The following is an 18,377-nucleotide window of genomic DNA, read 5'->3' as shown; positions in this document are numbered from 1 at the left end:
CCACGCCCTATCGGCATCCCATAAAAATAAGGCACAGAGCCGTTCTGATGCTCCATGCCTGGTTAAGACTTCTCTGACTGCTCTTTCTGATGGTTCCAGTTTATCATAGAACCGCTTCTGCCGCCATAAATTCTTCGGCAATCCGCCGCGCGCTCACTTGCGCCCTTCCTCTCGCCCTCACTCGAGATTCAGCTTCCGGTCGAGGCACAGCCACGTCACCACCCAGTAGACCGCCACAAGCGCCAGGCAGTAGACACAGCCGCTGAACGTGAACAGGAAAAGCTGCATGGGATTTCCCTCCAGCTGGGTGCTCCCGGTCGCCAGGATACCGATTTTCACGCCCGCGCCCGCAACAAAAGCAGTCAGGAATGACTCCAGGATGCCGAGCACAATGAACGCTGCCACAGACCAGAGGAACCTGTGCCTGTCCGCGCAGGCGCCTAGCGCGATCGAGGCGTAGACCCGCACAAGGAACGCAAGCATCATCAGGAACAGGAAAATGACTCCCCATACAATGCTGGCCGAGTAAGGGGCAACCTGTTCCGCAAGATACGGCACCATCCGCAGTGCTTCATTCCACTCCTTGGCGGGCACACTGCCGGACAGGGTCATGATCACCGGAAGCGATACCGCTCCCGCGGCAATGCCAAGAATGACCCAGAGGGCGGCGCTCAGCACCTTGCTCGCGATATGCTCTCCCACGGACGCGGGCAGGGCAAACATCAGATAGCCCTCACGCCCCAGCAGGTTCCGGTAGAAACGGAGGATGACCGCCGCAGCCGTCACCGCGGCTGCCGCAAAAACCAGGATCATATAGGCGGCCGCCAGGAACACCGCCAGAACGGTATTGCCGGTAGCATCCGCGAAGCGCCACGCGAGGCCGTCCGCCGCCGCCACAGCGAGGATTGCCGCATACAGCGGGAGCAGCACCCTGCTGTACGCCTTCATCTCATATTTCATCAGCTTGCTCAACATTTGAATACCTCCCGGAAATAGCCGTCAATGCTCATCTGCTGCTCTGTGCGGAGATCATCCGCATTCCTGTGGAGAAAAACCCTGCCCTCCTTGAGGAAAATCACCTCGTCCAGCACTTTCTCGACATCCGCGATCAGATGGGTGGAAATCAGCACCAGCGCGTCCTCGCTGTAATTGCTGACGATCGTGCTCAGGATATAATCGCGGGTTGCCGGATCTACGCCGGCAATCGGCTCGTCCAGCAGGTAAATCTTCGCTTCCCGGCTCATCGTCAGGATCAGCTGGACCTTTTCGCGTGTGCCCTTGGACATCTTTTTCAGCGGGCGCTTTCCCTGAATATCAAGATTTTCCAGCATATCCTGCGCCTTTGACCGGTTAAAATCGGTATAGAAATCGCCGTACATATCCAGCAGGGTTTCCAGCTTCATGTCTTCCGGGAGAAAATCCCTGTCCGGAAGATACGAAACGATCCGTTTGCTCTCCTTCCCCGGAGCCATGCCCCGCACCAGGATTTCGCCGGAGGAAGGCACCAGAAGATGCTCGATCAGCTTGATCAGCGTCGTCTTGCCACTCCCGTTCGGCCCGGCCAGCCCGACGATCCTTCCGCTCTCCAGGGTCAGGTTGACCTGGTCAAGCGCCTTCACTTTCCCATAACATTTTGTCAAATTCTTACATTCGATCATGTTCATTTGTCCGTATCCTCCCACGCGCTGACCGCCGCCACGATTTCCTCGCGGTCAAGGCCCAGTTCCCGAAGGTGCTTGTAAAGCTCCGCAATATACTCCCTGCTCAGCTGCTGCCTTGTCTCTCTCATAACCTCTTCCTCATCCGTGACAAACCGCCCTCTGGTCCTCTGCGTATGCAGAAGCCCTTCCTGCTCCAGCTGCGTCAGCGCCCTCTGCATGGTATTCGGGTTGACGCCCGCTTCCTGTGCCAGATCCCGGACCGCCGGAATCCGGCTTCCGGGCGCCAGCTCGCCGCTGACGATCTGCCGTTTGATCTGGTCCACGATCTGCAGGTAAATCGGTATGCCGTTTTTAAATTCCCATTTCATAATTTTCTTCCTGCCCATAGCATTTTTTCCGCTACTCCCGGCCGTATCCCCGCGGCGGCCGCAAGTCCGGCTGATGGGTCGCGCTCCCTCCATCCAGCGACAAATTATATTACTTAATTAGTACAATGACACTATAAATCATGTTGCTTATTGTGTCAATACATTAATACATTTTTCAAGTTTAAATTCTCGCAATTTCTTGATATAATAAAGTAGTGATAGTATATATAACTCAAGAAAGAACGGGCGATCACATGAACAAAGATATCCATTTGGAAGAAAAGCATAAAGAAGACTTAGAGCGTCTTCATAATTTGCGGCTACTTGATGATGACTTTATGACCAAAGTTTTTGAGGATCCGAAGTGCGCAGAATTTCTTCTCCAGATAATTTTGAAACGGTATGATCTGAAGGTTACAAAATCCACCAGTCAGTATGGAATTAAAAACCTTCAGGGACGCTCCGTCAGGCTTGATATTCTGGCGGTTGATCAGCAGAATCATATTTACAATATTGAGATCCAGCGCAGTGATCATGGCGCAGGGGTGAAGAGAGCCAGATATAACAGCAGCCTGATCGATGCGAATATAACAGAACCCGGAGAACAATATGAAGCACTTAATGAGAGCTATGTGATCTTTATCACAGAGAACGATGTGCTGAGGAAAGGCCTTCCGATTTATCACATTGAACGCATGGTCTCGGAAACCGGAGAGCCATTCGGTGATGAAGAGCATATCATATATGTGAACTCACAGATTAAAGATAAAACTTCTCTCGGAATGCTGATGCATGATTTTGCTTGTACAGACGCGAAGGATATGTACTATCAGGTGTTGGCAGATCGGGTTAGATATTTTAAAGAAGACGAAAAGGGAGTGACAATTATGTGCAAGGCTATGGAAGATATGAGAAATGAAGCTGCTAGAGAAAAGACATTGCAGTTAGCGAAGAATATGCTTGCTCTTAATAAGTTGTCTTATGATGAAATCGCTAGAGTTACTGGATTGACAGTAGCTGAGATTAAAGAGCTGGATACAAAGAAGCCGGCATAATCAGATTCCAGCAGCTTTTCTAAGGAAGAGCTCTTCTGGGGAGGCTTCTTTTCGACACATCTGTCTGGCTATATCAAATGGCTTATAACGGTGCCCCATTTCAATGTTAAAAATAGATCCCTGCTGTGTGCAGGGACCTTGCAAAAGACCTTTTCACTTTTTGATGTTGGCTATGGTATATCGTCTTGCTCAGAGGAAAGCTTGCGTATCTACCTTCCACCTTCCTGCCATCCGGCAAACCTCCGCAGGCGCGAAGAAAGCCCGCGCCAGTGCATTTTTTTAAATCCGAAGCCACTCGTATCCCCGCAGCGGCTTCCCATTTACCGTAAGAGTGATCCCACGCACCGTGACCGCGATGCTTCTCGCCGCGAAAAATCCGACATAGACGTATTCGGGATCCACGGCAGTCAGCGGAAAATCATACCCGGCGACAACCGGTTCACCCCCGCCGAAGCGCGCGGCATAGCCGTCCCCGGTGGAGTAAAGCTCCGCGGTGAAGGTGTCCTTCTCCTGCGGCGCCCGTGCGAGCGCCCCGCCCCCGAGGTAAATTGCCCCGCTCTTCCTCGCAAATGTCCTGCACCCCTGCGGGCACTGCTCGAGAAATGCCGTCCCCGCGCAGAGATAATCCCCCATAAGGTCCATGTTCAGGACATCCATGTAGAAATCATCCCGGACCATCATGCCGAAGCCGGCTGTCTCCGCGGGGCCGCCGGCCGTAAAAAAGCTTTCCAGCGTGATCTCCGCCTTCAGGTGAAAGGCGTCCCCCGCCGGCAGGGCGATGGCATACATGGCGATCCCGTCGGATTTCACCTGGATCTTCCCGTTATTTTCCTTCCGCCCGGCTTCAATCCGCATGGCGCCGTCTGGAGCTGTGCCAAAGGAGAATTCGTCCCGCATATCCGCCGGTTCGCCATTCAGGTCGCCGAAGACGCTGGCTGTCCAGTGATTGCCGTCAGCGTCGATGTAGTCCGGCCAGAGCTTACCCCGCCCCGCCGGCCGGCGATACGGTTTTTCAATATATTCCGGATTTCGCGACTTCTCTGTCATTTCCTCCGGATGATGCAGCGGATCCGGCAGGGGATCCCGCAGATAGGCGGAAAGCGGATGCCCCTGGCGGAGAAGGTCGTCCGCGATCAGGCGGGCATTGACCATGGCGCCGAAATAGTTCGTGTGGGTATTGTCCACACCCGCCGCGCGGCTGCCCGGCCAGGCGTGCATCCAGAGGGTGGACAGCTTCCCGCGCCCTGCGGCGGACAGCTTCCCGCGCCCTGCAGCGCCCGCTTCCCCGAACCCGGATGCAGCCGGGCTGCCGTCCCCGGCGACAGTCGCCTCCCCGATTTTGGCAGCCGCCTCCTCACGCCCGGCAGTAGCCGGTTTCCCCTGCCCGTCCAGCGTAAGCGACAGCTGCAAAGTCTCCCTCGTCAGGTCGCAGACCGCAACGCCCAGGTCCGCGCCGAGATCCCGGACCGCCTGCGCGTAATCGCCGTCCACCGTGCGGTGGATATCCCCGTTTTCATAGATTCCGCTCTCACTCCGGCGCACGATGGGCGTCACCAGGATGACGCCGGCTCCCTTAGCCTGTGCCGGCCAGATATAAGATTCGTACAGGCTGGCCGCAAAGCTCCCCGGTGTCCTGAAGTCCCCCACACCGGAAGTGAAGGTTGCCCGCCCTCTCTTCTCATCATTGTGGCCGAAGCCGAGCAGCAGATAGTCCCCGGAGGAAATCCCGCCCATCAGCTCCGCATACTCCGGAAGTGCCCGGAAGCTCTTGGAGCTGGTGCCCGAGACTGCCAGGTTCCGCACGTGTGCCTCCGGCCTCAGGAAGGCGTCCAGAACCGCGCCCCAGCCCTTCCTCGGCATGTAATACTGATCCTGAAAATCCGATACCGTGCTGTCGCCGGCAATCCATACTGTGATCTCCCGCACCGTGCTGCCCCTCCCCCGATGTCCCCGGATACTGCCAAAAACCGGACAGCGCCGTCCGCTGTCCGGTTTTCTGTGGCACTGTTTTAAAGCATCATCATCCATCCTGTTCCGCGACGTGGAACTCGAAAAACGCATTCACATTGTCAAAGCAGACGCCGCGGATGATCTCGGCGAGATTTTCCTCCGAACCGATGTACTCGCCCCGCTCGCAGAGTTCGCCCAGATAATTGCAGAACACCCGGCGGTAGAGCTCATGGCGCGGATAGGAGATGAACGAGCGGGAATCGGTCAGCATCCCCACCGAGAGGGAAACCGGATAGAGGTTTCCGCAGCTCTGGAACTGCCGCTCAATCCCGTACTGCTGGTCCTGGAACCACCATGGCGCGCCGAGCTGGACATGCGCCTTGTCCGTCCCGTCGCAGAACCCGGCGGCGAGAACCGCCCAGTTTTCGCACTGCGTCCCGTTGAGCGGATAAATGATCGTCCTCGGGAGCTGCCCGGCCAGGGTCAGCGCGTTTAAAAGCTCGCCGACAGAGACCACGGAGGAGCGGTCGTCTATACAATCGAATCCGGTAGACTGGCCTACCTCTCGCACGCCGACGGTGTTCGCGTCAAGATAAGTGCCGACATGCAGCTGCATCACATAATGGTGCTTGTTGTAGAGCTTCCCCATCTCGAACAGGAACGCGCTCTGATACTGGTCTTTTTCCTTCCCGGTGACAGCCTCTCCCCGCGCCGCCTTCTCGAAAATGCGCTCGATGTCGTCATCGGTATAGTTCTCCCAGGCGAATTTCGGGATGCCGTCATCCGATACCGTGGTTCCTGTCGTCTCCTGGAAATATTCAAGCCGCTTTTCCAGCGCGCGGAGAAGATCCGCAAATGTCCGGATTTCCACACCGGCCGCTTCCCCCAGCCTCGCGAGGTACGCGCCGAACGTCTTCCGCTCAAGGAACATCGCCTGATCCGGCCGGAAGGCCGTGATGACGCGGATCTTGAGCGACGGATCCGCCGCGAGACGCTTATGCCAGCGCAGGTCGTCGACCGGGTCCTCCGTCGTGGAGACAAGGCGGACATTGCTGTGCTCCATGCACCATCTCCGTGTCATGTGTTTTTCCCGGATGAGCTGCTTTGTCCGCTGGTAAATGTCCTCCGCGTTCGCCTCCGAGAGGGGCTCGTCGATGTCAAAATACCGTTTCAGCTCCAGCGCGCACCAGATCTGGAGCGGATTGCCCGCCATCTTGGGCAGGACCTTCGCGAAGGCGAGATACTTGTCATGGTAGGACGCGCTGCCGGTGATGTACTTCTCATCGATGCCGAACGTGCGCATCGCCCGCCATTTATAGTGATCCCCCTCAAGCCACATTTCCCCGAGATCCTCGAACTCCCGGTTCTCCACCATGGCCTCCGCCGAAATGTGGCAGTGATAGTCGATGATCGGAAGCTTCTCCGCGTATTTGTGGTAAAGTTCCCGTCCCGTCTCATTGGTCAGATATAACTCTTCGGAAAAACGGCTGCAGATGTTCATTTCACCCTCCTGCCTCCTCTCAGAACCCGATCAGCGCACCGCCGTCCACGGGGATGCAGCTGCCGGAAATATAGCGTGCGGCCCTGCTGCAGAGAAATGCTGCCGTCATGCCCACATCCATCGGGTCGCCGACGCTCTTCGCCGGGATCCTCCCGAGAATCTTGGCCAGGCGCCCCGGGTCATTGTCCGTCGCCTTGTGGAACATCGGCGTGTCGATCCAGCCCGGCGCGATCGCATTGACCGTGATGCCGTACTCCGCGAGCTCCGCGGTCAGCGTGTGGATCATGCCAAGGTAGCCCGCCTTTGCCGTCGCGTAGCCGCAGACCATCGGCTGGCCGATATAAGAGGTCATGGATGCCTGGAACAGGATGCGCCCGTAATGCTGCTCCTTCAGATACGGGACAACCGCCTTGGTCAGGGCAAATGCGCCGACCAGGTGGACATCCAGCACCTCTTTATAGTCCTCCACGGACATGTCCCAGATATATTTTTTGCAGTGGTTTCCGGCGTTATTGACCAGGATCGTCACTTTTCCGAAATCCCTGACAATCCGGTCGACAATCTCCTGCGCATTGGCGGTATCCGTGACATCGTACGGATAGTACCGCACCTTGTCCCCGAATTCCGCGAGCGTCTCCGCCGCCTTCTCCGCGGGCGCGGCGCCGATCACCGCAGCCTTTGCCCCCGCGGAGACGAGGCAGCGCACGATGGCGAGGCCAAGCCCGGTTCTCCCGCCGGTCACGATGGCGACATCCCCCGTCAGGTCATACCAGCCCTGCATTGTAAAGTTTTTCTGTTCTTCCTGCGTAAATGCAGCCATTTACCTGCCTCCTTGCGGACAGCACCCGGACGGCCTGTCCTGATATTTGTACGGGATATAAAACTCCCGGTGCCCCATCGCCTCGGATTTGGTCATCTTCCCGCCAGCGGCAGCCGCGACATAGTCCATCAGCCGCTCCGCCATTTCCCCGCGGGAGCACTCCCCGGTGAGAACCGGGCTCGCGTCGAATTCCATATCTTCCGGCATGCGCTCAAAGGTCTCATGATTCCCGGTGATCTTGATGCACGGGCCGACCGCGCTTCCAACCACGTTGCCGCGCCCGGTGACCAGGAAGACGAGATGGGCGCCGCAGCTGACAAGGTCGGTCAGCCCCTCGTTGTCATTGGGATTGGTGATGCCGAACTGCATCCAGTACGGGTCTGGCGTGGAGTCCAGAAGCCACAGCCCCGGGTGCGGCGGTTTCTGGGAAACCTTGAGGACGCCCTGGATCGGGCGGGAACCGCTCTTGATGACTGCCCCCATGCTCTTTTCCTCGATCGTGCTCAGCCCGCCGGCGAAATTGCCCGGGCTGATCGAATACTGGCGGACAGATTTGCAATACTCCAGGGCTTTGTCGTAAGTTTTCCGGATGTCCTCCTGCGCCTCAGGGGTCGCCCCGCGCTTTGCCAGGACATCCCCGAGCCCGATGGCCTCGACGATCTCCTCAAAGATCGCCGTGCCGCCGAGGTCCGTCAGCCGGTCGAAGAAGCTGCCGACCACGACATTTCCCGCAAGACCCGAGGTGTAGTCCGAACCACCACATTCCGCACCAATCACCAGATCTTTCGGCGTCATCCACACCCGCGGCGTTCCCGCCAGCTGCTTCAGCGCCCATTCCACGAAAGCGCAGCCCTTCTCGATTGAGGGGCGGGTTCCGCCTTCCTGCTGGATAAACAACCACTGGGAAAGCTTCCCTTCCTTCGCCGCGATATCCGCGAGCCATTCCGGCTGGATGTATTCGCAGCCGAGGCCAACGGCAAGCACGGCACCGATATTCGGATGGCGGATCATGCTGATCAGGAGGTTGACCGCGTACTGGTTGTCCGTGCAGCCGTCAAATCCGACCAGCTCGACGTCCGTCCCCTGGGCGTGGTCAACGATCTTCTGCGCCACAAACTGCGCGCATTTCACCGTGTAGATGACCAGCACCCGGTTCCGGATCCCCTTGCTGCCGTCCTTCCGCAGATATCCCTGCCATTTCCATCTCTCATTCATAGACTGTATCCTTCGGCGCACCGGTGACGGCGTCCAGGTGAGAAGAACGCTCGTCATACCGGCTCTTCATGACGTGCATGTGTACCCAGCTCCCCGCCGGGATGTCCCGCGTGGCGACACCGATCACGACATTGTACTTGATGACCGGCGCCTCCTTCGCGATGGCGCGGAGCGCGATCTTGTGCCCCTCTGGGATCTCCTCAAGAGCCTTCACCTTATCCGCTCCCGCCGGATGATCCCCGATAACCCGCGCGATGCCGCCTCCCGGGATCTCCTCGAGGGCTGTCGCCACATTATCCTGCTCGTCAATCTGAAATACCCTGTATTCTTTGTTCTTTTGGGCTTCTTTGATTTCTTTGTTCTCTTCGATTATTTTGTTATCTTTGATTTTTTTATTGTCTTTGCTTTCCATAGGCTTGCGCATCAGAGAATGCCAAATTTCGCGAAGGCGTCCGTGGCGCTCATGCCGCCCTCGATCGCCTTGCGCACCTTCTTCTCGCCCCTGGCCTTGGCCAGCGCCTTCTCCAGAACCTCGTCCTTGACCTCCTTCGGGATGATCAGGACGCCGTCGATGTCGCCGAAGACCAGATCCTGGTCGTGGATGGTCACCTGGCCGATTTCAATCGGGCAGCGGAAGTCGCAGACATAGGTTCTCGGTGAGCTGTCCTGCGCCCAGCATGCCCGGGCAAATACCGGGAAGTTCTGCCCCAGGACCTGCGGCGTATCCCGGGTATAGCCGTCCAGGATCGCGCCCGCGGCCCCCCTGGTCTTTGCCGTCGCTGTCAAAAGCTCGCCCCACAGCGCCGAATTGTGCGCGCCGGTCGCGACATAGACCTCGTTGGGTCTCAGCTGGTCCAGCGCCTCCGTGAGGTAGCCGAAGGGCTTCTTCGGCGGCCCGAAGACATCATTTTCCAGGACAGTGCAGACATAGCCCGCGATTTTCAGGCGGTTGTCCGGCTCTGATCGGTCGAGATACGCGTCCGCGGGCACAAGCGCCTCCAGCGGGCGGATCTCCGAGGGCAGGAACTGATGGTAATACCCCATCTGGTCCAGGATATCCCCCACAACCGGAGTGTACAGGTCCCTCTTCATGAGGGCAAACATTTCCTCATCATTTTTCCAAAGTTCAGACATGGCCAACGTCTCCTTCCATCCGCCGCGCGGTTCCGTCCTCCGGAACGCGGGATTCATCCAGCATCCGCATCGCGCGGCGGTCAGTTCAGCATCCGCATCGCGCGGGGATCAGTAGAACAGGTTCGGCATCCACATGAAGCTATTCGGGAAATAGGTCAGGATGACCAGCGCCACGCTCATGACAATATAGAACGGGATCATCTTCTTCGCCAGCCGCTCGATCTTGATTCCGGAAATCGCCGACCCGATAAACAGCGTAGATCCAACCGGCGGGGTCAGAAGGCCGATGCCGAGGTTCAGCACCATCACGACACCGAGATGGATCGGGGACAGGCCGAGCTGCATCCAGATCGGAAGGATAACCGGCGTCAGCATGAGGATCAGGCAGGCCATCTCAATTAGGCAGCCGAGAAGAAGCATCAGGAGATTCAGAAGGATCAGGATCATGATCTTGTTCGTCGTGACAGAGAACAGGGCCTTGGTCATCAGCTCCGGAATCTTCAGATAGGTCAGGAGATAGGTGAACGAGCCGGACACGCCGATCAGGATCAGGACCTTGCCGAGCGTCATGGTCACGCGGTTGAAGATCTGCGGGATGTCGCGCAGGCGGAAGCCACGGTAGATGAACAGGCCGACGATGATCGACCATACGACCGCGACCGCGGCGGACTCTGTGGTGGTGAATACCCCCGCGACGACGCCGACGACAACGATCAGGACGGCCAGCAGGCCCCAGATCGCGCGCACGAAGGTGGCGCCCAGCGCCTTCCAGCTGAATTTGCCGGTCACCGGAATGTCGTTTTTCTTCGCATAGTAGTAGGAGTAGATCATCAGGACGATCGAGAGCACCGCGCCGGGAACATAACCGGCGACAAAGAGCTGTCCGATCGATACAGTGGTCACGCCGGCCGCCGCGAGCGTGTAGATGACCATGTTCTGTGACGGCGGGACAAGAATGCCCTCCACCGAGGACGCCATGGTCAGGCAGGTCGAGAAATCCCTGTCATAGCCCTGGTCTTCCATCATCTTGATCTCAATCGGGCCTAAGGACGCGCAGTCTGCCGACGAGGAACCGGAGATCCCCCCGAAGAAGAACGAGGCGACAACATTGACCATGGCCGCACCGCCCCTGACCCAGCCGACGAGCGCCTTGGAAAATTCAATCAGCCGGTCTGTCACGCCGCCGTCGCCCATGAGCTCGCCCATCGTGATGAAGAAGGGGACGGCGAGCAGGGTGTAGGAATTGAGCCCGGACACGAATTTCAGGGCCATCTGCATCGGGCTGATGCCCAGATACAGGAAATCTACCAGGGAGGCGATACCGATCGCGTAGACAATCGGAACCCTCAGAAAGACCAGCGCCAGGAAAATGACCAGTAGCATGATGGTCGCTATCGTTGATACACTCATTTTTTCTCCTCCAGCTTATCCAGCAGCTGTCCGGCCAGCGCAAACAGGTACATCACGCCGGTCACCGGCAGAGACAGATACATCCATGCGTAGGGAATATTGACCCCGGCCATCGTGTTCTTGCGCGCCTGCACCATCAGCTGCTGCCCGTGGATGATCATGAATAGAGCAAAGACGAGAACGCAGGCCACGGTGAGGATCTCGGTCGCCGTGATCCCCGCGGCGGACATCTTGTCATCAAACATGGTGACACGCAGGTGCTCATTTTTGCGGAGGACCAAGGCGGAGCCCAGGATGCTCATCCAGGTCAGCAAAAACAGGGACAGCGGTTCTCCCCACATCGGCGAGTTGTGAAAAACATATCTTCCAAGGAAGATGTAAAAGACAATGCAGATCAGGAGTCCCAGCATTGCCGCGCAGGCATATTTGACCACTGCAAAGACCACGCGGTCAATCGCGCCCCAAATTCTCTTAAAACTATCCATGCGTCTCCTTTCCAGGTTGTTCCGTCTACATCTTTCCTGCCCGATGCGCCTTGCCGCGTCCCGGCAGAGAAAGGCTGCGGGAAAGCTGTTTCTCACACGGCTTTCCCGCAGTCCAGGTAAGCTGCGCTGCTTTTTCACGGTGCTGCCGCAAAAGCCCGCTTTTCCATTATGAAGATCTTTACTTTACTGCCTGCAGGGCCTTGATGGTCTCCTGGTCTTCCGCGGAATAGGAAGCATAGATGCTCGAGCAAGCCTCCGACCACTTGTCCAGATCCGGAACCTTGAGCTGGGTCACGCCCTTATCCTTGAAGGAATCATACGCCTTCTGTTCCTGCGCCTTATTGAACTCATAGCAGGCATCCGCGCCGGCTTTTGCCGCTTCCTTCATCCAGCCCTGCTCTTCCTCGCTCAGAGAATCCCAGGTCTGCTTGCTGACCAGGTCTACGCCAAGCCCGAAGGTGTGGCCGTCATCGATAAAGTACGGCGCAACCTCATTGAAGGAATTCGCCAGATAGGAAACCACGTTGTTCTCCGCGCCGTCCACAACGCCGGACTGCAGCGAAGTGTAGAGCTCCGAGTAGGAGATCGGGGTCGCCGAAGCACCTAGTCCTTTCATGGTGTTGACCATCAGGTCAGTCTCCGGAACACGGATCTTCATGCCCTTGATCTTGTCCAGGGAGAATTCAGTCGGGCTGCCGGCATTCTTGTAGGCGGTGTCCGTAATGAACAAGGAGCGCGGCCCTTCAACCATCCAGCCGATGGCGACATATCCCGGATCTTCCTCCGCCACGGAATCCAGGAGCTGCTGGCCGATGTCCGATTTGCTCATCGCCTCCGCCTGGTCAATGCCCTGGAAAATGTACGGAAGGCCGGTGAGGCCGATCTTGGAAGCGCCATAGTTCGGAAGGGAGGAAGCGTTGCCGCGGAAACAGTCCAGCGTGCCCATCTGGATGCCCTGCATGGAGGTCTTCTCATCGCCCAGCGTCGCGTTCGTGTAGATATCGATGGCGAGCTTTCCATTGGAAACCTCCAGGAGTTTCTTCGCGAATGCTCTCGCGCCGACGGTCGCGCCGTAGTCGTCACCGTTGACCTCGCTCCACTTGAGCACCTTGGCGTCCGCCGGGATATCCGAGGAAGCTCCGCTGCTCTCGCCTGCCTTCGCCTCCGAGGACTGCGCAGCCGCTGCTGTTGTGGCAGCCGCCTTATCCGCTGCGGTCGTCGCCGTGGATGTCGAAGAGCTGCCGCCGCAGGCCGCAAGCGAAGCACACATTGCCGCCGCGAGCGCCGCACTGATCATTTGCTTTTTCATTTTTTACCCTCCTTAGTCTAACCCTGCATACCTCTCAGTTATGTTCAAGTCCGGCCGTGCCGGAGCTAAAACGTTTTTGCTTTGCAAGTTCTACGTTAACACCATGCGCATTGTCCGTCAATAATCTGCACGGTTTTTAGCTTGTTTTGTTCTCATTTTTGTTGAAAGTGTTAATTTTTGACCAGATATTTTTCTATATTGCCGAATTATTCTCGCAATTTGTTAAGTTATTTACTATTGTTGACCCGATTGCTATACTTTAATAAAACGTTTTATTATCCGTTTTGTTCTTAAAATCGCTGTTTGTGGAGGTTTTCTTGGAATGATTATACAAAAGTTTGAGAGCTGGTGGGTAGAGCGGGGGAAATGCCTGTTTGATAAGAAGCGCCAGGGCGCCGCGAAGATGGGATGGGATGTGCTGGTGATCAAGCTGACCACCGATACCGGCATTGAGGGCACCGCCTGCTGCATGGCGGCAAGGAGCGGTGCGGTCTCCGAATCCTATCTGAACGAAACGATTGCCCCGGTTGTCCTGGGCAGGGACCCGCATGACCGCGAGAAGATTTTCCAGGAGCTGTGGGTGATCGACCGCCACGAGGCTTTCTTCCCGGTATTCCTGCCCGGCCCGATCGATGTTGCCCTCTGGGATATCTGCGCGAAGGCGGCCGGCCTTCCCCTCTATAAATATATCGGCGCCTGCCGCGACACGCTGCCGGTCTACGCCAGCAGCAACTTCCTCCCCTCCGTGCAGGACTACGTGGATGAAGCCCTGTATTACAAGTCGAAGGGGATCAAGGCCTACAAGGCGCACCCGGCGGGTCCCGTGGAGACCGACCTCGAAACACACGCGGCGCTCCGTGAGGCTGTCGGCGATGATTTTGTCCTGATGACGGATCCGGTCGGCAATTACACGATGGGCGACGCCGTCCGGGTCGGCAGGCAGCTGGAACGGCTGAACTACAAGTGGTTTGAGGAACCTTTCCGGGATTTCGAGCTCTATAAGTACACCGAGCTCTGCCGCACCCTCGATATTCCGATCGCCGCCACGGAGACAACCAGGGGCTGCCACTGGGGCGTCGCGCAGGTGATCGCCCAGCATGCCGCGGATATCGTCCGGGCCGATGTCAGCTGGAAATCCGGAGTCACCGGCACGCTCAAGATCGCCCATCTGGCGGAGGCATTCGGCATGAACTGCGAGATCCATACCACGACGATGAATTACATGGATCTCGTCAACCTGCACGTCAGCTGCGCGATCAGCAACTGCGAGTATTTTGAGTATTTTGTCCCGGAGGACAATTACCGGCTGCCGATGAAGGGTGACCTGCCGATCGATGACCACGGCATGATCCATGTACCGCAGGCGCCGGGTATCGGCGCGGAGCTCGACTGGGATCTGATCGACAACGCCTGCCACAGCTATAAATGCCTGACCTTTAAGGGCTGACCGCGGGCGGTCGGGCGATGGTGCCTCTCTTCAGGCGCCCGTCCGGTGTCTTTTCGAGGGGACCAGGCTGGATCCAGACCAGGTTCCATCCTGCGGGCGCCCGCCTGCCCCTCAGACCAGAAGCACCCGCGTCCTATCCTCCTCAAACAGCGGCAGATTACTGCGGAGGACAATCTCCGATCCGATCAGAATCCGGCCGTCCTTTGCCCCTGTGGGCTGCTGGCCGACCAGGTCCTCATACAGGGTCTGAAGGCCGACATATCCCTGCGCGTAAGGGTTCTTCTCCAGGATCGCGTCATACGTTTTTCTGCGGAGCATGTCCACGGATTCCGGGGAAATGTCGGAGCCGACAGCGTAGATCCTGCCTGCCTTCCGGGTTTCCTCCAGCGCCTTCCCGAGCATGATCGTCCCCTGGGAGAACACGGAAGCGCAGGCAGCGACATCCGGGCGGGAGACTGCCCTCTTGAAATGCTCGTAATTTTGCTCGTCGATCGTGTAGGAGCAGTCCTTGTACACCATGTTCGGGATCCGGTTTTCAAACATATACTCGTCAAAACCCTTGACGATTCCCGCGTGGGAGAACCACCCCGGATTTCCGGCAGACAGGAAAATGCTGCCATAAGGCTCGATATGGCTCACGATCATCTCTGCCATCGTCCGCCCGATGACCCGGTAATTGCTCTCCACGCAGCAGCGGAAATCGCGGAAGTTCTGCGGCGCCACCGTGACGAAGCCCACAGAGACGCCCTTCCGGGCAATCTCCGCCCAGTCGTCACCGGTGAAGTCGATCGTCCCGACAGTCAGGAGGCCGTCCACCCTGCCGTCCGCGACCCGCTGGCGGATTTCCCAGCGGGCTTCCGATGGATCCTCCGGATTGAACATGATGTTATGGAAGGACGCGCCTTCCGGGTTCTTTTCCTCGAAGCTGCGGATTCCCTTCCAGACCGGCCGGAAATAGAACCTGGTGTTGTCATCCTCGCTGGGGACGCAGACCGTGATGTTCTGGATCCTGCGCTTGAGCAGGGAGGCCGAGGTATTCAGGTGATAGCCGAGCTCGTCCGCGACCCTGCGGATTTTCTCCCTTGTCTCCTCGCTGACACCCTTCTTGCCGCTCAGGGCAAAATGCACCGAGCTTACGCTGACGCCGGCTTTTTCCGCGACATCGCGGATGGTAATTCTGGAACTCATAGGCACCTCGATGATTTCATACAGTTGAAAATGTCCTGCGGCCAATGCTTATGACCAATATTGTAGCAAAATCGCGGCCGCTTTCAAGAAAGGGGTATCACAATGAACGAATTGAACGGATATGCGGGAATCGTCACCGGAGGATCCAGCGGAATCGGCCTCGAGATCGCGAACCAGCTGGCAGGCCGGGGAGCCACCGTGTATATCATTTCCCGGACGGGGCACGTCAAGGAAGGATATCCGGAGAGTGCGCCCGGCACCGTCCACATCAAGGGGGACATCAACGACCGTGACGCGATGCGGAAGCTTTCCGGCGAGCTCGCGGCAAAGCACGGCGGGCACCTGGATTTCCTGGTCAACAACGCCGGGGCGACCTATAAATGTGCCGCACAGGATGTCCCTGAGGCGGAGTTCCGCCGCGTCCTCGACACCAATGTCACCAGCGTGTTTGTCATGTCGCAGATCCTTTATCCCTATCTGAAAAAGAGCCCTTACAAGGGAAGGATCATCAATATCTCCAGCATGAGCGCGCACCTCGGCTTCACGCTGGTTGTCCCCTACTGCACCTCCAAGGCGGCCGTCCTCGGCCTCACGCGCGGCCTGGCGATTGAGTGGGCAAATGACAACATCTGCGTCAACTCGATCGCGCCCGGCTGGTTCCACTCCAAGATGCTCGATGCCGTCGCGGACGAAAAAAGAATGAACCAGATCCTGAGCAGGATTCCGGTTCATAAGCTCGGGGATACGAAAGATCTCGGGGCGATGGCAGCCTTCCTGATCGGCCCGAACGGCAGCTATATCACCGGCCAGGATTTTGCCCTGGACGGCGGTGCGCTGGCCTACGGGTACTGATTTCCAGCCTGCGGCGGCTCGGCAGAAACACAGTAAATGTTGATTTTGTCCTTCATCCTGCTGTTGAAGAAGATCCGGTCCCCACGGTGGGAATAGATCGGGTGCGGATGGGCATCCTGCCCCAGCCAGTCGGAATCATGCCGGCAAAGCGGAATCCACTGAAGCTTTCCCGCGGCCCAGTCGGGAATGACCTTGGAGACATAGACGCCGTCCTTGCGGTGCGGATCCGGACCATTGTCCGTCGAATTTTCCCGCTCGATCACTTTTTCGCCCGGCTTCCGGTAATAGCCGTCGCAGGTGAGATTCCCCTTGTGATCCATCAGGAAATGGCCATACGCCGTGTATTCGTCCGGCAGGGCGATCTCCTCATAAGAGGCAACGCCGAACCCGTCCGGCATCTGCTCCTGCGGGATCTCCCCACTCTTTGCAAGGCTGGCGATATCCACCGTACAGCGCCCGACCATCGCCGGCCCGTCCTGATACCCGCCGTGATAGATGATGTGCACGCCGTCGTCCTGCCACATCTCATGGCACACCCAGTCCCCTCTCCGGCGGGCATAGCCCCGCGGGCTGCCCAGGGTATTCTCCCCCTCGCTGCGGACATGGAGATACCGGTCCGTATGATGGTCGTACAGGTTGATCCTGCGGATGCCGCAGTCAAATGACGACCATTCATGGTTGTACATGATGATTTCGGGATCCTGCGGATGAAACTGCACGTGTGTGATCCAGCAGCGCGGAATCCTTTTCTCATAGAGCAGCCGCCCGCTCTCCGTGTCGTAGACGCACAGGTAGCTGCTGAGATTCTCCTCCTGCACCCGGGCATCAATATCGTAGGCCGGCCGTTTGTCCAGGCCGGTGCCCTCCGTGTCCGGGTCAAAATCCAGGATCCTGCCGTCGGTCATCGGAACGCACAGCCTCGTGCCATCATTGCTGACATGGGTGAACGCGGTCATGCGCCCCTCGGGCACCCGGTTCAGCACGCGGAGATTTCCCTCTTTATCTACGGCGCAGATATCACGATCCTGGATAAAATAGACATTTTCCCGTTGATAATCCAGGCATACGCTCGCCTTCCCGAGCCCTTCATCCTGCATCCCGTCGAAGTATACATAGCTCTTGAGATATCCCCCTGTATTCCGGGAGAGCATGCGCTCCCGGCCGGTCAGAAGATCGCGCACCCAGACATTCGGGTGCCCGTCCCGGTCGGAAATCAGGTAGAGCCTCTCGTCGTCCGCGGAGAGTGAGGAGCAGGTAAAGTACAGCAGCTGGGAATTGTACTCCCGGTCTGTGCTCGCGCCGGCCAGGATCCTCCCGTTCAGTTTTGTTTCCATGATTGATCTTCTCCAGTAAGAATATTTCTTATTGACACTCCACACGACTAAAGTTGTGGGATTCTTGCTTCAACCACTACTGCGTTCCTAACAAGTTACCTTGTTGGCTCGTCTTACACAGTGTCCACAAGCGTAAATTCCCGTATGCCCTACGGTATTTTATATATGTCAGGCTATTGACAGCCCTTTATTTAAGATGTTTATGCTTGCGTTGGTGTCTCTATCGTGCTTTGCGTGACAATTAGGACATTCCCATTCTCTGATAGAGAGATTCTTTACAAACGGGTTCTTATACCCACAACAACTGCATGTCTGACTGCTTGGATACATAGTAGGTACTTTGATTATGTCATTTCCGTACCATGTAGCCTTGTATTCAAGCATTGCAAAGAACTTAGACCATGAACAGCTTGCTATGTGTTGTGCAAGTTTATGATTACGAATCATTCCTTTTACATTCAGGTCTTCGATACAGATCGTTTGGTTTTCGCTAACAAGTATCGTTGACTGTTTTTGAAGGAAATCGTTACGCTGATTCGTTATCTTTTCATGGACTTTAGCTACCTTAACACGCTGTCTATTGCGATTATTAGAGCCTTTTTGCTTACGAGAAAGCCTGCGTTGTTCTCTGACGAGTTTACGCATAGA

18 protein-coding genes are annotated in these 18,377 nt (G+C 57.0%); 3 read left to right on the top strand and 15 right to left on the bottom strand.

Annotated features, from left to right (window positions below; translation table 11 throughout):
• Nucleotides 1–177: 177 nt before the first annotated feature.
• From ISF27_RS12505 to ISF27_RS12495, 3 genes are read right to left on the bottom strand one after another with little or no spacing between them, the layout of a single operon-like run.
• Complete coding sequence (locus ISF27_RS12505; protein WP_194611817.1) at nucleotides 178–975, bottom strand: hypothetical protein; 798 nt, start codon at nucleotides 973–975, stop codon at nucleotides 178–180.
• Nucleotides 969–1,664, bottom strand: coding sequence for an ABC transporter ATP-binding protein (locus ISF27_RS12500; protein ID WP_194611816.1), 696 nt, complete (start codon nucleotides 1,662–1,664; stop codon nucleotides 969–971). The genes ISF27_RS12505 and ISF27_RS12500 overlap by 7 nt, the downstream gene beginning before the upstream one ends.
• The gene (locus ISF27_RS12495; protein WP_194611815.1) at nucleotides 1,661–2,029 is read right to left on the bottom strand and encodes a GntR family transcriptional regulator; all 369 of its coding nucleotides are present in this window, start codon (nucleotides 2,027–2,029) and stop codon (nucleotides 1,661–1,663) included. Before ISF27_RS12495 ends, ISF27_RS12500 begins: the two co-directional genes overlap by 4 nt.
• Before the next feature lie 254 nt (nucleotides 2,030–2,283).
• On the opposite strand from ISF27_RS12495, the gene ISF27_RS12490 reads away from it, so the two are divergent.
• Entirely contained in the window at nucleotides 2,284–3,084 is an 801-nt protein-coding gene (locus ISF27_RS12490; RefSeq protein WP_194611814.1) for a PD-(D/E)XK nuclease family transposase, read from the top strand.
• A gap of 279 nt (nucleotides 3,085–3,363) precedes the next feature.
• On the opposite strand, the gene ISF27_RS12485 is transcribed toward ISF27_RS12490, so the two are convergent.
• From ISF27_RS12485 to ISF27_RS12445, 9 genes are all read right to left on the bottom strand, one after another.
• Nucleotides 3,364–5,010, bottom strand: a complete 1,647-nt coding sequence (locus ISF27_RS12485; protein WP_194611813.1) for a GDSL-type esterase/lipase family protein — start codon at nucleotides 5,008–5,010, stop codon at nucleotides 3,364–3,366.
• Between the two features lie 94 nt (nucleotides 5,011–5,104).
• Nucleotides 5,105–6,535, bottom strand: coding sequence for a glucuronate isomerase (gene uxaC, locus ISF27_RS12480; RefSeq protein WP_194611812.1), 1,431 nt, complete (start codon nucleotides 6,533–6,535; stop codon nucleotides 5,105–5,107).
• Between the two features lie 19 nt (nucleotides 6,536–6,554).
• Nucleotides 6,555–7,355 carry an SDR family NAD(P)-dependent oxidoreductase gene (locus ISF27_RS12475; protein WP_194611811.1) on the bottom strand — a complete coding sequence of 267 codons (801 nt, stop codon included), beginning with the start codon at nucleotides 7,353–7,355 and terminating at the stop codon, nucleotides 6,555–6,557.
• Entirely contained in the window at nucleotides 7,356–8,570 is a 1,215-nt protein-coding gene (locus ISF27_RS12470) for a UxaA family hydrolase (RefSeq protein WP_194611810.1), read from the bottom strand.
• The gene (locus ISF27_RS12465; RefSeq protein WP_194611809.1) at nucleotides 8,563–8,982 is read right to left on the bottom strand and encodes a UxaA family hydrolase; all 420 of its coding nucleotides are present in this window, start codon (nucleotides 8,980–8,982) and stop codon (nucleotides 8,563–8,565) included. Before ISF27_RS12465 ends, ISF27_RS12470 begins: the two co-directional genes overlap by 8 nt.
• A gap of 11 nt (nucleotides 8,983–8,993) precedes the next feature.
• Entirely contained in the window at nucleotides 8,994–9,704 is a 711-nt protein-coding gene (locus ISF27_RS12460; protein WP_194611808.1) for an RraA family protein, read from the bottom strand.
• 108 nt (nucleotides 9,705–9,812) lie between these two features.
• Nucleotides 9,813–11,114, bottom strand: coding sequence for a TRAP transporter large permease (locus tag ISF27_RS12455; RefSeq protein WP_194611807.1), 1,302 nt, complete (start codon nucleotides 11,112–11,114; stop codon nucleotides 9,813–9,815).
• Nucleotides 11,111–11,599 carry a TRAP transporter small permease gene (locus tag ISF27_RS12450; protein ID WP_194611806.1) on the bottom strand — a complete coding sequence of 163 codons (489 nt, stop codon included), beginning with the start codon at nucleotides 11,597–11,599 and terminating at the stop codon, nucleotides 11,111–11,113. Before ISF27_RS12450 ends, ISF27_RS12455 begins: the two co-directional genes overlap by 4 nt.
• Before the next feature lie 178 nt (nucleotides 11,600–11,777).
• Nucleotides 11,778–12,908, bottom strand: coding sequence for a TRAP transporter substrate-binding protein (locus ISF27_RS12445; RefSeq protein WP_235986401.1), 1,131 nt, complete (start codon nucleotides 12,906–12,908; stop codon nucleotides 11,778–11,780).
• 322 nt (nucleotides 12,909–13,230) lie between these two features.
• Here ISF27_RS12445 and ISF27_RS12440 point away from each other — a divergent pair, with 322 nt between their 5' ends.
• Complete coding sequence (locus ISF27_RS12440) at nucleotides 13,231–14,355, top strand: enolase C-terminal domain-like protein (protein WP_194611805.1); 1,125 nt, start codon at nucleotides 13,231–13,233, stop codon at nucleotides 14,353–14,355.
• A 111-nt stretch (nucleotides 14,356–14,466) separates the two neighbouring features.
• Here ISF27_RS12440 and ISF27_RS12435 read toward each other — a convergent pair whose 3' ends face one another.
• Complete coding sequence (locus ISF27_RS12435) at nucleotides 14,467–15,543, bottom strand: LacI family DNA-binding transcriptional regulator (protein WP_194611804.1); 1,077 nt, start codon at nucleotides 15,541–15,543, stop codon at nucleotides 14,467–14,469.
• A 102-nt stretch (nucleotides 15,544–15,645) separates the two neighbouring features.
• On the opposite strand from ISF27_RS12435, the gene ISF27_RS12430 reads away from it, so the two are divergent.
• A complete protein-coding gene (locus tag ISF27_RS12430) occupies nucleotides 15,646–16,395 on the top strand; it encodes an SDR family NAD(P)-dependent oxidoreductase (RefSeq protein ID WP_194611803.1) in 750 nt (249 codons plus the stop codon).
• Here the strand turns inward: ISF27_RS12430 and ISF27_RS12425 are convergent.
• Both ISF27_RS12425 and ISF27_RS12420 read right to left on the bottom strand, forming a co-directional pair.
• Nucleotides 16,383–17,729: a TolB-like translocation protein gene (locus ISF27_RS12425; RefSeq protein WP_207727461.1), complete on the bottom strand. Its 1,347-nt coding sequence runs from the start codon at nucleotides 17,727–17,729 to the stop codon at nucleotides 16,383–16,385. The two genes, ISF27_RS12430 and ISF27_RS12425, sit on opposite strands and share 13 nt — an antisense overlap.
• A 168-nt stretch (nucleotides 17,730–17,897) precedes the next feature.
• The coding region (locus ISF27_RS12420; RefSeq protein ID WP_194611802.1) for an RNA-guided endonuclease TnpB family protein at nucleotides 17,898–18,377 on the bottom strand (480 nt) is incomplete at its 5' end.

The sequence above is a fragment of the Clostridium vitabionis genome (genome assembly GCF_015351765.1).
GTDB lineage: Bacteria > Bacillota > Clostridia > Lachnospirales > Lachnospiraceae > Clostridium_R > Clostridium_R vitabionis.
This window is presented reverse-complemented; position numbering and strand designations above follow the sequence as displayed.